The sequence below is a fragment of the Qipengyuania polymorpha genome (genome assembly GCF_019711435.1).
Classification (GTDB): domain Bacteria; phylum Pseudomonadota; class Alphaproteobacteria; order Sphingomonadales; family Sphingomonadaceae; genus Qipengyuania; species Qipengyuania polymorpha.
Genome location: NZ_JAIGNK010000001.1, coordinates 20413 through 34986, shown reverse-complemented (window position 1 = coordinate 34986; position 14574 = coordinate 20413). Strand labels below are relative to the sequence as shown.

At 62.8% G+C, this 14574-nt stretch carries 16 protein-coding genes and 1 pseudogene; 7 read left to right on the top strand and 10 right to left on the bottom strand.

The genetic code is table 11. The features are described from left to right. Window positions 1-21: 21 nt before the first annotated feature. The 7 genes from K3152_RS00175 to K3152_RS00145 all read right to left on the bottom strand — a co-directional run bounded on the left by K3152_RS00175 (window position 22) and on the right by K3152_RS00145 (window position 5825). Window positions 22-648: a hypothetical protein gene (locus K3152_RS00175; RefSeq protein ID WP_221572099.1), complete on the bottom strand. Its 627-nt coding sequence runs from the start codon at window positions 646-648 to the stop codon at window positions 22-24. A gap of 36 nt (window positions 649-684) precedes the next feature. Further along, window positions 685-873 carry a helix-turn-helix transcriptional regulator gene (locus tag K3152_RS00170; RefSeq protein ID WP_247713158.1) on the bottom strand — a complete coding sequence of 63 codons (189 nt, stop codon included), beginning with the start codon at window positions 871-873 and terminating at the stop codon, window positions 685-687. 268 nt (window positions 874-1141) lie between these two features. Next, window positions 1142-2332, bottom strand: a complete 1191-nt coding sequence (locus K3152_RS00165) for a tyrosine-type recombinase/integrase (protein ID WP_221572097.1) — start codon at window positions 2330-2332, stop codon at window positions 1142-1144. Between the two features lie 266 nt (window positions 2333-2598). After that, window positions 2599-2742: a DUF2474 domain-containing protein gene (locus tag K3152_RS00160; RefSeq protein ID WP_221572096.1), complete on the bottom strand. Its 144-nt coding sequence runs from the start codon at window positions 2740-2742 to the stop codon at window positions 2599-2601. Beyond that, window positions 2742-3749 carry a cytochrome d ubiquinol oxidase subunit II gene (gene cydB / locus K3152_RS00155; RefSeq protein WP_221572095.1) on the bottom strand — a complete coding sequence of 336 codons (1008 nt, stop codon included), beginning with the start codon at window positions 3747-3749 and terminating at the stop codon, window positions 2742-2744. The genes K3152_RS00160 and cydB overlap by 1 nt, the downstream gene beginning before the upstream one ends. Continuing rightward, window positions 3739-5196 (bottom strand): cytochrome ubiquinol oxidase subunit I, encoded by a 1458-nt coding sequence (locus K3152_RS00150; protein ID WP_221572094.1) that lies wholly within the window; start codon window positions 5194-5196, stop codon window positions 3739-3741. The genes cydB and K3152_RS00150 overlap by 11 nt, the downstream gene beginning before the upstream one ends. 71 nt (window positions 5197-5267) lie before the next feature. After that, a complete protein-coding gene (locus K3152_RS00145) occupies window positions 5268-5825 on the bottom strand; it encodes a TlpA family protein disulfide reductase (protein ID WP_221572093.1) in 558 nt (185 codons plus the stop codon). 16 nt (window positions 5826-5841) lie between these two features. On the opposite strand from K3152_RS00145, the gene argH reads away from it, so the two are divergent. From argH to K3152_RS00125, 4 genes are all read left to right on the top strand, one after another. Beyond that, a complete protein-coding gene (argH, locus tag K3152_RS00140; protein ID WP_221573034.1) occupies window positions 5842-7218 on the top strand; it encodes an argininosuccinate lyase in 1377 nt (458 codons plus the stop codon). Continuing rightward, complete coding sequence (locus K3152_RS00135) at window positions 7218-7478, top strand: hypothetical protein (protein WP_040965566.1); 261 nt, start codon at window positions 7218-7220, stop codon at window positions 7476-7478. The genes argH and K3152_RS00135 overlap by 1 nt, the downstream gene beginning before the upstream one ends. A gap of 72 nt (window positions 7479-7550) precedes the next feature. Continuing rightward, window positions 7551-8816: a diaminopimelate decarboxylase gene (gene lysA, locus K3152_RS00130; protein ID WP_221572092.1), complete on the top strand. Its 1266-nt coding sequence runs from the start codon at window positions 7551-7553 to the stop codon at window positions 8814-8816. Next, window positions 8816-9586 carry a precorrin-2 dehydrogenase/sirohydrochlorin ferrochelatase family protein gene (locus tag K3152_RS00125; protein ID WP_221572091.1) on the top strand — a complete coding sequence of 257 codons (771 nt, stop codon included), beginning with the start codon at window positions 8816-8818 and terminating at the stop codon, window positions 9584-9586. Before lysA ends, K3152_RS00125 begins: the two co-directional genes overlap by 1 nt. Here the strand turns inward: K3152_RS00125 and K3152_RS00120 are convergent. The 3 genes from K3152_RS00120 to K3152_RS00110 form a co-directional block, all read right to left on the bottom strand. Next, window positions 9583-10572, bottom strand: a complete 990-nt coding sequence (locus K3152_RS00120) for a MarR family winged helix-turn-helix transcriptional regulator (protein ID WP_221572090.1) — start codon at window positions 10570-10572, stop codon at window positions 9583-9585. The genes K3152_RS00125 and K3152_RS00120 overlap by 4 nt on opposite strands. Window positions 10573-10677: 105 nt before the next feature. Further along, window positions 10678-11229, bottom strand: coding sequence for a tetratricopeptide repeat protein (locus tag K3152_RS00115; RefSeq protein ID WP_221572089.1), 552 nt, complete (start codon window positions 11227-11229; stop codon window positions 10678-10680). Then, on the bottom strand, window positions 11195-11461 hold the full coding sequence (locus K3152_RS00110) for a hypothetical protein (RefSeq protein ID WP_221572088.1): 267 nt from the start codon (window positions 11459-11461) through the stop codon (window positions 11195-11197). Before K3152_RS00110 ends, K3152_RS00115 begins: the two co-directional genes overlap by 35 nt. A 25-nt stretch (window positions 11462-11486) precedes the next feature. Between K3152_RS00110 and K3152_RS00105 the strand changes: the two genes are divergently transcribed. From K3152_RS00105 to K3152_RS00095, 3 genes and pseudogenes are all read left to right on the top strand, one after another. Next, window positions 11487-12179, top strand: coding sequence for a hypothetical protein (locus K3152_RS00105; RefSeq protein ID WP_221572087.1), 693 nt, complete (start codon window positions 11487-11489; stop codon window positions 12177-12179). Between the two features lie 33 nt (window positions 12180-12212). Then, window positions 12213-12551: pseudogene (locus K3152_RS14365) on the top strand (hypothetical protein); the annotation flags it as partial. 18 nt (window positions 12552-12569) lie between these two features. Continuing rightward, entirely contained in the window at window positions 12570-14558 is a 1989-nt protein-coding gene (locus tag K3152_RS00095) for a hypothetical protein (protein ID WP_221572086.1), read from the top strand. The last annotated feature ends 16 nt before the right edge of the window (window positions 14559-14574 follow it).

Genomic DNA, 14574 nt, shown 5'->3' with positions numbered 1-14574 from the left:
TAGCACGCCCTTTCCCACTGGTTAGGCGGCCCTGCGGGAGGTGCATTGCTGAGTGCTTTCCGACTGTCCTCCTGGTATATTATATGTGGAGCAATCATTGGCCCCGTTGTGTCCTCGAATTTGCGCGTCGCGGGGTTGATTTTCAAACTCGTGTACCATGCCATCGGGCAGGCTTTTTAGACCGACTGGTCGCCTTTTTGCCCACGACGGTTTCATTTTTTCGATACGTGATTTCTCTGCATCGGTCAGTGACAAGCTCATAAACTCCTTGGTAGGCGGTCCTTTCTCATCGGCGTTCGTGACCATCGTAAGTCGATAGACCGAAGCCAACGGTTGCTTGTTATCGAAACTTCCCGGCACGACGACTTGCAAGAACCCTCGCGCGACCAGCTCCTTGATGTACTTGCCTGCAGTCGCGTGTGTTGCGATGCCCAAGACCTTTGCTGCATCGCGTTGCGACATGAATATCTGACCATTGTTCACGCCATTAAATCTGTACCGAAATTCGACCAGCAATGCTCGCGCGGGTGGTGACAGCAAACGATAGGCTGGCGATGAAAGCAGCCAGTGTTCCATCATCACAAATTTCTCATGCGTATTGCGACCGGTCGCATCGACTTTGCGCTTTTTGTTGCGCTTCTTCGCCATGATATGATCCTCAAGTTTATGGTTGCGGCAAGCCGATTAGGCGGCCTTGGACGGCCCACTGGTATGACGGCGTTCTTGTTCGACGATCCAGCTGTCCAGCGATGCTTTTCGGTAAAGCACAGCACGCCCTATTTTGGAGTAGAGCGGTCCGTCGCCCGCGACGCGAAGTTTCTCCAAAAGGCTTTCTGAAACGCCAAGGTATCGCGCGGCCTCCGGCGTTCGCATGTTTGGCGGGAATTGTATGATCGACATTGATTGCTCCTGCATTGTTGCTCGATACGAGCGGGGCTACCTGTGTTGGAACAGGCCTCACATCGTTGGACGTGGTGGGAGCAAATTACCGCTTGGTTGATCTTGTTCTACAGGCTGCCGCGAGTGGCCTTGTGGAAAGCGGGTGCAAGCCAATGAACTGAAAAGGCAATTCTTTTTGGTACAGTTTCCATACGAAAACCATATGGAAATCATACAGAATTTATTATCGTGAATCGATAAATTAGGGTCGCAACGAAAAGACGCTTATAACGTGATCGGTCCATCGATTCGTGGCTTCACGTTTCTCGTCGAGATAATCGTACCTCTGGTAGCGTATACCCGCCCCAAGCTTTCTCGTACGTCCTTGGATCAGCTCGATCATGTCGGAACCAATACCAAGCCTTTGCAAGCCGGTGGCGACCGTACGGCGGAGGTCATGCAGCGTCCAATGATCTAAAATCTGCCCACTGGATTCCTCAACCAACCCGTCGAGGCGGGCTTTCAGCTTGCTATGATTGCCCAATTCGTTCTCGCCGGTGATGCTGAACACCAGCGGCCCAAGTCGCGGTAAATTGCCTAGCAGAGTGACCATAGGCTGGGTGAGTGGAACGACGTTTCCGCGTCTCGATTTGGTCCGCCCAGCCGGAACTTCCCAGAGCTTTCGATCCCAATCAATTTCATCCCAAAGCATTCCGCCGACTTCCCCGCGCCGCTGACCCGAAAAGATCAGGAATTGGACGAGCGGGGCATAGGGATGTGATTTCATCGCTTCGCAAGCCGACCATACTTTAGCCAGCTCTTGGTCGGTGAGGACACGCTCTCTGCCAATCCCGGGCTTTGGCGCTGGTACACGCTCCATCGGACTTCTTTCGATATCGCCGCGATCTTCGGCCCAACCGAAAAGCTTGCCTACAACTTCCCTAGCTTTTCGTGCTGTAGCCTCCATCTCCCAAAGACTGTCGATGAATGCGGCGCAGTCGGCCTTGCTGATATCGCGAATATCGCGCTTCCCAAAATATGGAATTGCGTGACGGCGCAGCGTCGAAACTGCGCGGTCGTATGATCCGGGCCAATTCGACTTGAGATATCTCTCCGCAAACTGTTTAGCGTATGCTGAAAAGGCGTAGTCGATGGTTTCGCTTCTCCGTCGCCTTTTCTCTGCATTTGGATCGACCCCCTGACTGATCTCCAAAAGTCGTTTCTTCGCTTCGGCACGGGCCGTATCGGGCGTCCAAGGCGACCCGTGCGGGCCAATCGTGTACCGGTTTGAGCCACGCTTGCCCGGCATCCGGTAATCGACCACATAAACCTTCCGGCCCTTCGGCGTAACTTTCACCCCGAAACCTTTCAGTTCGGCGTCCCAAAAGAGTTGAACCCTGTCGGCAGGCGCGAGCCTATCAACCGCAGTCTTATTGATTTTTCCCGAAGCCACGCGAATCAATCCTAGCAAGCCAATAGCAAGCCAACCAAATCCAACGCGGTCCAACGAGAGGATGCGGCCAGCAAAAATTTACCTAGGAAAATCGGCAACTAATGCAAGCTCAGGCCACTCTGGAATACTCTAGAAAATGACCAGCATCTCGTTTACACCGAGAGGGTCGGCGGTTCGAGCCCGTCATCGCCCACCAGTTTCGACCAGACAAAACCATCCGGGAGATGGTTTTGCGTCGAAACTCCCGAGCGACAGCGAAGGGTACCTCACTTCAGCCACAACCTCAGGCCATAGGCCACCGCTCCCAGCACCATCACGCTGGCGAGCCAGATGAGCAGCATCCACGCCAGCCGCTGCCACAGGGGCTTGTCCTGCGCCTCGTCCGAGCCGGAAAGCGGATCGAAGCCCATCAGTGGTATCCTTCCGTCCCGACCTTGCCGCGGAACACCCAATAGGCCCAGCCGGTGTAGGCGAGGATGAGCGGCATGGTGATGGCGACGCCAATGAGCATGAAGACCTGGCTTTTCTCCGGCGCGGCGGCATCCCAGATGGTGATATCGGGCGGGATGACATTGGGCCAGATGGTCGCCCCCAGCCCGGCCATGCCGAGGAAGAACAGCGCAATCGACAGCCAGAAGGGCTTGCTGTTGCGCTCCTTCTTAAGCGCGCCGAGCAGCGAGAGCGCAATAATGCCCGTCACGATCGGCACCCATGCGGTAAGATAGATTTCCGGCGCGGTCAGCCAGCGGTCGGCATATTCGGGATTGAGTGCGAGGTTGTAAGCGCTCACCGCGCCCATCAGCGCAAGCGTCGCGAGGAAGGCTTTCTTGGCCAGTGTGCGCGCATGGGCCTGCGATGCGCCTTCCAGCTTCCAGATGAGCCATGTCGCGCCGAGCAGCGCATAGCCGGCCACCGTGCCCACGCCGGTCAGCAGCGTATAGGGGGTGAGCCAGTCCCACCAGCTCCCGGCATAGGCGCGGTCCTGCACCTCGATGCCCTGCAGCAGCGCGCCGAGGATCATCCCCTGTGCCATCGCGGCGATGAAGGACCCGGCGGTAAAGCTGATGTCCCAGAACTTCTCATGCGCCTTGTCGCGCCAGCGAAATTCGAAAGCCACGCCCCGAAAGACGAGGCCCAGCAGCATGGCGATGACCAGCGGGTAGGTCGCAGGTAGGATAACCGCGTAGGCCAGCGGAAAGGCGGCAAAGAGCCCGCCCCCGCCCAGCACCAGCCATGTCTCGTTCCCGTCCCATACAGGCGCGATGGAGTTCATCGCCTGGTCGCGCTCCTGCCCCGGCTGGAAGGTCGGGAAGAGGATGCCGATGCCGAGATCGAAGCCGTCCATCACCACGTACGCGAAGACCGCAAAGGCGATGATGAACGCCCAGATGACGGTGAGGTCGAAATCAATTGCCATCGGTCGCCTCCTCCTTGCTGTCGGGCAGGACATCGGGGTCGTGGCCCGGGTTCTGCGTCGGACCAGGCGTGATACCGGCGGTACGCACCGGCCCCTTCTCGGTGCGCTTGACGCCCTTCTCGCCCGTGTGAGGAGGCTGCTTCATCAGTCGCAGGATATACCAGGTGCCGACGCCGAACACCGCGAAATAGACGACGACGAAAGCAATCAGCGACATCGCCACCGCGGGCGCATCGAGCGGGCTGGCGCTGTCGGCGGTGCGGAGCACGCCGTAAACGGTCCACGGCTGGCGACCGACCTCGGTGGTAATCCACCCGGCAATGACCGCGACGAAGCCCGATGGCCCCATCACGACCGCTGCCCTGTGCAGCCAGGTCCAGTCGTAAAGCTTCTTGCGCGCCCTCGCGAGCAGGCTCCACGCACCGATGCCGAGCATCAGCATGCCGATGCCGACCATCACGCGGAACGCCCAGAACGGCAGGAAAACCGGAGGCTGGTCCTCATCGGGAATGGTGTCGAGACCTGCCAGCGGCGCGTCGAGGTCATGCTTCAGGATGAGGCTGGACAGCTTCGGAATGCCCACTGCGTAATCGAGCCGCTGTTCCTTGTCGTTCGGAATGCCGAAAATGTAGAGCGGCGCGCCGTCGGGGTGGCTTTCGTAATGCCCCTCCATCGCCATGACCTTGGCGGGCTGGTGTTCGAGCGTGTTGAGCCCGTGCATGTCGCCTGCGAAAATCTGCACCGGCGCGACCAGCGCGGCCATCCACATCGCCATGGAAAACATCTTGCGCGCATGCTGGTTGGTGCGGTCCTTCAGCAGGTGCCACGCGCCCACGCCGCCTACCACGAAGGCGGTGGTCAGATAGGCCGCGATGACCGTGTGAACGAGGCGATAGGGGAAGCTCGGGTTGAAGACGATGTCGAACCAGTCCGCTTCAGGAAGCAATTGCCCGTTCGCCGCCTCGGTCCAGCCGACCGGTGTCTGCATCCAGCTGTTCACCGACAAAATCCAGAAGGCGGAAATGAACGTACCCAGCGCCACCATGAAGGTCGCAGTGAAATGCAGCCCCTTGCCCACCCGGTTCATCCCGAAGAGCATCACGCCCAAGAAACCCGCCTCAAGGAAAAAGGCCGTCAGCACCTCGTAAGCCATCAGCGGGCCGAGGATGGGGCCCGTCTTGTCAGAGAACACCGCCCAGTTGGTGCCGAACTGGTAACTCATCACGATGCCCGAGACGACACCCATCGCAAAGGCGATGGCAAATATCTTGAGCCAGTATTTGAACAGGTCCTGGTAAACCTGCTTGCCGGTTTTCAGCCACAGCGCCTCCAGCACCGCGAGATAGCTCGCAAGGCCGATGGAGAAGGCTGGAAAAATGAAGTGGAAGCTCACCGTGAAGGCGAACTGGATACGGGCGAGCAGCAGCGCGTCGGCGTTCTCGAACATGGCCGAACCCTATACCCGCTTTCGCAGCAAACCGCGATGAAAGCTGTGCACCATCTGGTGCACGCCGCGCATCAGTCGGTCAGACCTGCGTCAATCGCGCTACGCGCTTCCTCGCCCGCCCAGTCGAAATCGCCGCGCACCCGCCACACTTCCTGCCCGCTAGCATCGTAAAGCACGGTAGTGGGCAGCAAGGTGTCGCCCAGTGCGAAGCCAAGCTCGGCCTGCGGGTCGAGCCATGGTTCGAGATGGGCGAACCCGCCCTGCTCGAAGAACGCTGTGACCTTGGCCGGGTCGCCCATGTCCTGGCTGACGGTCACCACGCGGAGACGTCCCTCGTAATCGCCAGCGAGCTCGTCGAGCAGCGGCATTTCCTTCACGCAGGGAGCACACCATGTGGCCCAAAGGTTGAGCAGCACCGGCTCGCCCTGCAACGCCCCGAGGTTCAGTTGACGCCCTTCCGCGTCCTTCACATTCAACGCGGGCATCAGTTCGCCCGCATTCGACGCGTCGATTTCACCGGTTGCCGCTGCCGAAGCACCGCTTTCTTGCGCCTCACTCGGCGCATCCCTATCGCAGGCCGCGACAGCCAGAGCGAGGATGGATACGAGCGTGAGCGAGAAGCGGGACAATCAGGGCTCCAATGCCATGTGGGGCGGCAGGTTCGCCGAAGGACCTAGCGCGATCATGCGCGAAATCAACGCTTCCATCCCCTTCGACAAGGCGCTCTGGCGCGAGGATATCGCGGGCAGCCGCGCGCATGTCGCCATGCTGGCCAAGCAGGGCATCGTGAGCGAAGCCGACGCGAAGGCTATCGACGAGGGGCTGCAGCAGGTCGCCGCCGAATACGAGCGCGACGGCGTGCCCGAGGACTGGGACCTCGAGGACATCCACATGACCGTGGAATCGCGCCTCACCAAGATCGTCGGTCCCGCAGCAGGCCGCCTCCACACCGCGCGCAGCCGCAACGACCAGGTGGCGACCGACTTCCGCATGTGGGTGCGCAGCGCGATGAGCCGCGCCGAGGACGGGCTTGCGGCGCTGATGCGCGCGCTGGTGACGCGCGCCGACGAGCATGCGGACAGCGTCATGCCCGGCTTCACCCATCTGCAGACCGCCCAGCCGGTGACTTTGGGCCATCACCTCCTCGCCTACTTCGAAATGTTCGAACGCGACCGCGCGCGTTTCGCCGATGCGCGGGCGCGGCTGGACGAGTGCCCGCTCGGCAGCGCGGCGCTGGCAGGCACCGGCTTCGACCTCGACCGCGAGATGACGGCCGAAGCGCTCGGGTTTTCGCGGCCCACGCGCAACAGCCTCGATGCCGTCTCCGACCGCGATTTCGCGCTCGATTACCTGCAGGCGGCGAGCACCTGCGCCATCCACCTCTCGCGCCTTGCCGAAGAGATGATCCTGTGGGCCAGCCAGCCCTTCGGCTTCATCAAGCTGCCCGATGCACTGTCCACCGGCAGCTCGATCATGCCGCAGAAGAAAAACCCCGATGCGGCCGAACTGGTGCGCGGGCATGCGGGCCGCATCATCGGTGCGATGACCGCGCTTTCCATCAGCATGAAGGGACTACCGCTCGCCTATTCGAAGGACATGCAGGACGACAAGCCGCCGGTCTTCGAAGCCGCCGGATTGCTCGACCTGTGCCTTGCCGCGATGGAGGGGATGGTGGGGAAAAGCACCTTCGACACCGGCCGTATGCGCAAGGCGGCCGAGGCGGGCCATGCCACCGCCACCGACCTTGCCGACTGGCTCGTGCGACAGGCGGATATTCCGTTCCGCGAGGCGCATCACATCACCGGTGCTGCCGTGAAGCTGGCCGACCAGAAGGGCGTGGCGCTGGACGGGCTCACCATCGAGGATTTCCATTCCATCGACGAGCGCATCGGCGAAGGCGTGTTTGACGTGCTTTCGGTCGATGCCTCGGTGGCCGCGCGCACCTCCTATGGCGGAACCGCCCCTGCGCGTGTAAGGGAGCAGGTCGCAGCCGCGCGCCAGCGGCTGGGCATGGAGGATTGATGCGCGCTACCCTTGTTCTCGCTGCGTTTCTCGCGCTCGCTGCATGCGGGCAGAAGGCTGCGCTGACACCGGTTGCAGGCCAGACCCTGCCGCCCAAGCCCTATGGCGCGGAAGTGCAGCCCGATGCGCAGGACCTGCTCGCACTCGACCCGCAGGCCGCGCCCGACCGCTCGGTGGAACTGCGCACCCGCAGCGAGGAGCGCGAGGACGACCCCTTCGACCTGCCGCCCGAAGAAGCCGACGGTCCGGACGGCGCCTGACCAAGGCCAGTTTTTCGTTTGAGAACCTAAGCTGTCTCGACTTGGCCCCCTGCGAACGGCATGGGGCGCAGCATGGACCATTTCCAGCTACGTGACGGCGTCCTCCATGCAGAGGATGTCCCGCTGCCGACCATTGCCGAGGAAGTCGGCACGCCGGTTTATGTCTATTCGCGCGCCACGCTGGTGCGCCATGCGCGGGTGTTCCGCGAAGCGCTGTCGGGGCTGAAAAACCCGCACATCGCCTTTGCTGTCAAATCCAATCCCAACCTCGCCGTGCTGCGCGTGCTGGCGAACGAGGGGTATGGCGCGGATGTCGTCTCGGGAGGCGAGCTGACCCGCGCACTGAAGGCAGGGATGAAGGCCGAAGACATCGTTTTTTCCGGCGTCGGCAAGACCCATGCGGAGCTGCAGCAGGGCCTCGAAGAAGGCATCGGCCAGTTCAATATCGAGAGCGAGGAAGAGGGGTACGAGCTCGCTGCCATCGCCCGCCGCTTCGGCAAGCGCGCGGCCTGCGCGCTGCGCGTGAACCCCGATGTCGATGCCCGCACGCATGAGAAAATCTCCACTGGCAAGCGTGAGAACAAGTTCGGCGTTCCGCTCGACCGGGCAGCGGAAATCTATGCCGCGCTGGCCAAGGAAGAGGGCCTCGATATGCGCGGCATCGCGGTGCATATCGGAAGCCAGCTGGGCGACCTGGAACCGCTTGAAACTGCCTTCGGAAAGGTCGGCGCGCTGATTGCCGAATTGCGCGAGGCCGGGTGCAGCGTGACCCACGCCGACCTCGGCGGCGGTCTCGGCGTACCCTACAAGGCTGGCGAGGAATTCCCGCCGCCTTCCGAATATGGTGCGATGGTCGCACGCGTCACGCAAGGCTGGGACGTCCAGCTGATGTTCGAGCCGGGCCGCGTGATTGCAGGCAATGCCGGCGTCCTGCTGACCCGCGTCATCCGTTCCAAACGCAGCGGCAATGGTCCGCCTTTCCTCGTGGTCGATGCGGCTATGAACGACCTCACCCGCCCCGCCATGTATGGCGCCTGGCATGATTTCGAGGCGGTCGAGCCGACCGGCCAGAAGGCCGTCCAACATATCGTCGGCCCGATTTGCGAGACCGGCGACACCTTCGCGATGGACCGCGAATGCGATGCGCTGGCCGCCGGCGACCTCGCCGTCTTCCGCACGGCCGGGGCCTACGGCGCGACCATGGCATCGAGCTACAACTCGCGCGGCTTCGTGGCAGAAGTCCTCGTCGACGGCGACAAATTCGCCATCGTCGCAGACCGCATTGCTGCCAGCGCCATCATGGATGCCGAGCGCGTGCCTGACTGGCTCGAAGGCTGATGCATTCGCTCCCGCTTTTCCACCGCATCGCTGGCGAGCGCGTGGTCGTGGTGGGCGATGGCGATATGGCCGAGGCCAAGGCGCGGTTGGTGACACGCGCGGGCGGGATACCTTGCGCCGAGACCGAGGCGCATCACGCACAGCTGGGTTTCGTGGCCTTGGAGAACGGACGCAAGGCAGAGGCAGCGGCCTTGCGTTTGAAGCGGCTTGGCCTGCTGGTGAACGTCGCCGACCGTCCGGATTTGTGCGATTTCACCCTGCCGAGCATTCTCGACCGCGAGCCAGTGCTGGTGGCGGTAAGCACCGGCGGCGCTTCCGCGGGCCTCGCCAAGCACCTGCGGCTGCGGCTCGAAGCGCTCATTCCGGAAACTATCGGGCGATTGGCAGACAGGCTATCAGCATCGCGCGAGGCAATGCGCACGCGGTTTCCCGATGGGGCAGCGCGGCGGCGAGCGCTCGACAAGGCGCTGGCCGAGGGCGGACCGTTGGATGTCCTCAAGGTCGATTCACACGAGCACGTCGACAACTGGCTGCAAGGTGGAAGCGACAAACTCGCGGGGTCAACCGAAGAATTCAAGCTCACCAGCGACGACCCCGACGACCTGACACTCAGGCAGGCACGCCTGCTCGGGATGGCAGACACCGTCCAGCATGACCCGGACATTCCCGAAGCCATCCTCGTTCGCGCTCGTGCCGATGCCCGCCGGATAGAACTTCCTGGCGAACCGCCAGCGGAAGGGCTGACGGTCATCCTGCGCCTAGACCGCTAGGCTGCAGCCAGTTCGCATGCCTCGCCAATTCCGATAGCTGCGAAATAGCGCGCCATCGCATCGGCAGTAGCATCGGCGAGCGCAATATGCGCCCTGCGACGGTCATGCGGGTCGGGAATGCGGACCAGCAGATCGGCATCGACCATTTGCGCAATCCACCTCAGCGCAGTCGTTGCAGGCACACCAGCAGCGATACAAAGCGAGGTCACGCAAACCTGCCGCCGCTCTGCCCGTGCTGCCGCGAGGTCGAGCAGGATATCCCACGCAGGGTCGGCAAACAGTTCGGCATCGAAGAATTGCGAGCGCGCTTGCCGCTGGCGGATGAGCTTGCGAATAAGCGCACCGTCAGGGAGGCGCGGAGCGGCCTTGCTGTTGTCGACGACATATTCATCGCCCTGCGCGTGCCAGCCTTGCGCCGGGGATTCGAGCCTGAAGGCCCCGCCCCCTTCACGCTGTCCCGCATCGACCTGCGACGACAATCCCTCCAGCCGCTGCGCAATCGAACCGACCTGCTCGGTCAATCGCAGCAACATCAGCCGGTCTTCCTCTGCCAGTTCGCGCAGGCGCAGGTTGGGCACATGCGCCAGCACGCGCCCAATGGCGATTATGCGGTCCGCCCGCCCCGGCTCCACCAATATCTGCGCCCCCGACATGGCAAAGCAGCCGAACACGGCATCGAGCGCATCCATCGTGGTCGACACCACCAACTGCGCACCCGATTTGCCCGCGCGCATATCCAGCCGCGACAGCAAGGCCATCGCCCCTGCATCAGCATCGGCGCAGTCGACCAGTATGAGGTCACCCAGCGCGCTGCCCGAGCCGCTGCCAAATTCATCGAGACCGCAGCATTCGAGCACGCGGAAACCCGCCGCTTCTGCATCGCAGCGCATCTGATCGCGTATCGCGTCGCGATCGGCCAGCACGCTTACCGAAAGCTGCATGCCCGCCCCATCGAACACGGGTTCGTAAACGAAATCAGCCTGCATCGACTCGCTCTCCTCGGCCCCAGAAAGAGAACGAGATGAGAACAAAACAAGATTATGTCAAGACTTCCCGAGGCCGATGAGAGGCTTGCCGCCAGCGCCTACTGCTCAGAAGCCCTTGGCCCGGAACCCCTCGCGCAGGATATCCTTCAGGGTCTCGGTCATGATGGGCACGGTCGAAACCATTTCCTCGGCAGACCGGCCCGGGGCGAGCGCCCTGATCCGCGCAGCGATTTCTTCAGCATCTTCGTCTCGCCCTGCATGGAAATAGGCCGCAAGCGATGCACCGTAGACCTGTAGCGGAGTGCGTTTAGGACTCCTCGCCCGATCCGCCCAATCGGCGGCAGCCTGGTAATCGCCACTGCGCAAATGCGCGCAGATCAGGGCGCCGAACACCGAGTCCCGGTTTGGATCCAGCGGGCTGAGCGCCAGCGCGGTCCTGTTGTGCGCGATGCCGATCCCCACATCGCCGCCCAGCGCGTGGAGACCCCCCAATGCAGCGAATGCCTGCGCGTAGCTCGGAGCCCGTTCGATCGCATTTTCGAAATCGACCTGAGCCTGCGCGAAATCACCGAGGAGGTAGCGCGTCCGTCCATGCGTCGTTCGGACAAAGGGGTCGCGCGCATCAAGCGCCAGCGCCTGCTGTGCCGCAGCGGTCATGGCCGCCCCGACCTCCTGCCTGCGTGCATCCGACGACAAGAGCGCCAGCATCCAGTTCGCATGCGCCCGCCCTGCATGCGCGCGCGAAACCGGGGTCCAGCTCGATTGCCCGGCCAATATGATCGAGCGCAGTCGCCGGGTCCACCGGCCCGTGGTCGAAAGTCTTGGTCAGGCCGGTATGATAATGCTCCCACGCCGAGAAATCGGACACGGGTTTCAGCTGCGCCTGCATTGGCGACAACGCTTTCGACATCAATGTGAATGCCACCAATATCGCGGCCGACATTTCGGACCTATATTCGCAGGTATCGACCGCACAGGGCAACATCGCCACCAACGCTTCCGCCATCGACACCAACGTAACCGCTATCGCTGGTCTCGACACCCGTCTCGGCACGGCGGAAAGCGACATTGTCACGAACGCTGGAGCCATTGCCGACAACGGAACAGCGATTTCCGGCCTGGACACGCGCCTGGCGACGGCCGAGACCGGCATTTCGAACAACGGCACGGCAATCGGTGCCCTCGATACCCGCCTGACCTCGGCAGAAACCGGGATCGGCGACAATTTCGATGCCATCGCCGCACTCGATACTCGCGTAGGCAGCAACGAAACCGGTATCGCGGCCAATGTGACCGCCATTTCGGGCCTCGATACACGCCTTGGTTCGGCCGAGACCGGGATCAGCGACAACGCTTCCGCCATCGCGACCAATGCCACCAATATCTCCGCGAACACGGCGGCCATCGACAGCAACCTCGCCAGTATCGGGACCAATGCGGGCAATATCGCCACCAATGCCTCGGACATTTCCGGACTCGATACGCGGGTAGGTACGCTCGAGAACAATCTCGCCACCAACGCGGGGGGCATCAGTGACAACGGCGCGGCGATTGCAGTCCTCGATACGCGTGTCGGTGCCGCGGAAAGCGAGATCGCCGACCTCTAGGTTGCAAATGCAGAGCTTGCCCACCTCGGCGACCTGACCGCTTTCGCCACCACCGGCACGCCCGCGCAGGCCCATGGCGGCTATTCGACTGCGCTCGGCAACGGCAGCTTTGCCTCGATCGACGCCGCCATCCTGCCCACCACCACAACACAGTGGGTCGACGGTGCGACAGTCCTTGGCAACAATGCCTATGCGCTGGGAACTGGGACGATCGCTATCGGCAATGCGGCTTTCGCGGGCGGATACGACTTCGGCACCGGCGAATTCTCGCTGGCTACGGGCGCCATCGCTTTCGGTGGATACGCCACTGCTATCGGAAACTATTCGACCGCACTCGGCCACGCGTCCTACGCGAACGGCCAATTCTCGGTCGCCGTCGGCTTCGCCGGTGTGGATTCGGAAAAATCGGTCGGTGTCGGCGGCGCCTGGATCGACCAGAATTCTGCGCAATCGACGGCCGTGGGTCACTGGACCTACATCGCCCAGAACAGCGCGAACTCCGTGGCGCTCGGCTTCCAGGCCGAAGTGCTGGATGATAGCCCTGACTCCGTCGCCATCGGCAACACCGCGCAAGTCGCGCTGGCCGATCCCGCAGCAGGGACGCTCGGTGCAGTCGCCATCGGCCACCTCTCGCTGGCAACCGAGCGCGATACGGTGAGCTTCGGCAACGAAAGCGACCAGCGACGTCTCGTGAACGTAGCGGACGGCATGGCAGACAGCGACGCCGCTACTGTGGGGCAGATGAACCTGGCCATCGCCGATGCGACCGCCGGCTTCGCCACCAGCGCAGCGCTCGATGTCGCACAGAACGATGCCACGATGGCGCTTGCCAATGCGGCTACGGCGCAGGGGACTGCAGACACGGCGCTCGCAGCCACGCTCACCAACGCATCGGCGATTTCGGCCAATGCGGATGCGATTGCGGTCAATGCGAGCGGCATCCAGACCAACGCCGCGGCCATTTCGTCAAACGCAGAGGCGATTGCGACCAATGCCAGCGGCATCCAGACCAATGCCGAGGCGATCGCAGCGCTCGAACTTTCGGGTGCAGCCTATGGTGAGGACATTGCAGCCAACACGACTGCCATCGAGGCGAATGCTTCGGCAATCACCTCCAATGCCAGTGCAATCGCAACCAATGCCTCCTCAATCGCGACGAACGCCACCGCGATTGCCGACAATGCTACGCTGATTGCGACCAACACGGGCGACATCGCTACCAACGCAGCGGCCATCGCAGCCAACTCCACCGAGCTTCAGACCTATGCCAGCGCGTCGGGCGGAACGGCTGTGGCCTCGGGCGACTATGCCCTCGCCATCGGCGGCGACAGCATTCTGAGCAACGACGGAGTGGGCGCACAGGCGCTCGGCACTGGCGCACTGGCGCTGGGTTCGGATGCCAATGCCGCGACCAACCTCGCCTTCGCAATCGGCTTCGGCACGCAGGCGACCGGCGGGCAGGCCTTCGCGCTGGGCAGCCGCGCCGAGGCGACCGAGTTCCACGCCATGGCGCTCGGCACCGATGCCTCGGCCACTGCGCAGCGTGCGGTTGCCGTGGGCCGCGGTTCGAATGCCTCGGGCTTCGGTGCGCTGGCGATGGGCGGTAGCTCAAATGCCGGCAACGCCCGCGCCGTGGCGCTCGGCTACTCGGCCAACGCGGCAGGTTTCCAGTCGACCGCGCTGGGTGAAAGCGCTGTGGCATCTGCAGCCGGTTCGACTGCTGTCGGTCAGGCCGCTCAGGCAAGTGCCAACCGTGCCACTGCCTTTGGCCAGGGTGCTGTCGCATCGCATGCCGGTTCGACCGCCATCGGCGCGGGCGCTGCGACGACAGCCGACAACCAGGTCATGCTGGGCGCGGCAGGAAATGCGGTGGTCGTCGCCGACATGGCGGCAAGCACGGATGCCCAGTCGGGCGTGGTCTACACGGTCACGGTCGACGAGAATGGCGTGCTCGGCCGTCAGGCTGCAGCGAGCCAGGCGAGCGTGAGCCATGGCTTCAGCAGCCTGCGGGGCCAGATGAACGCGCTGGCGGCCGTCACCGACGAGCAGTTCGCGGCGCTCACCAGCGACGTCGCGCAGATTTCGGGACGGGTCAGCACGCTGGAGCAGGGCTTTGCGGAAATGGGCTTCCAGCTGGAAGACTATAACCGCTCGGCCATGGGCGGCATCGCCGCTGCCACCGCTCTCGGCAGCGCCATCGCCATGCCGGACAAGAAGTTCGTCATGTCGGGCAATTTCGCCACCCATGGCGGCCAGCAGGGCTACGCAGCCAGCTTCACCGGCCGCATGAGCGAAAGCTTCGCCATCGGTGCAGGTCTTGCAGGCAACACCGCCGACGATGAAGTCACCGCACAGGTAGGCGTGGCCTTCGGCTTCTAAGCCGCCAGCCCTCACG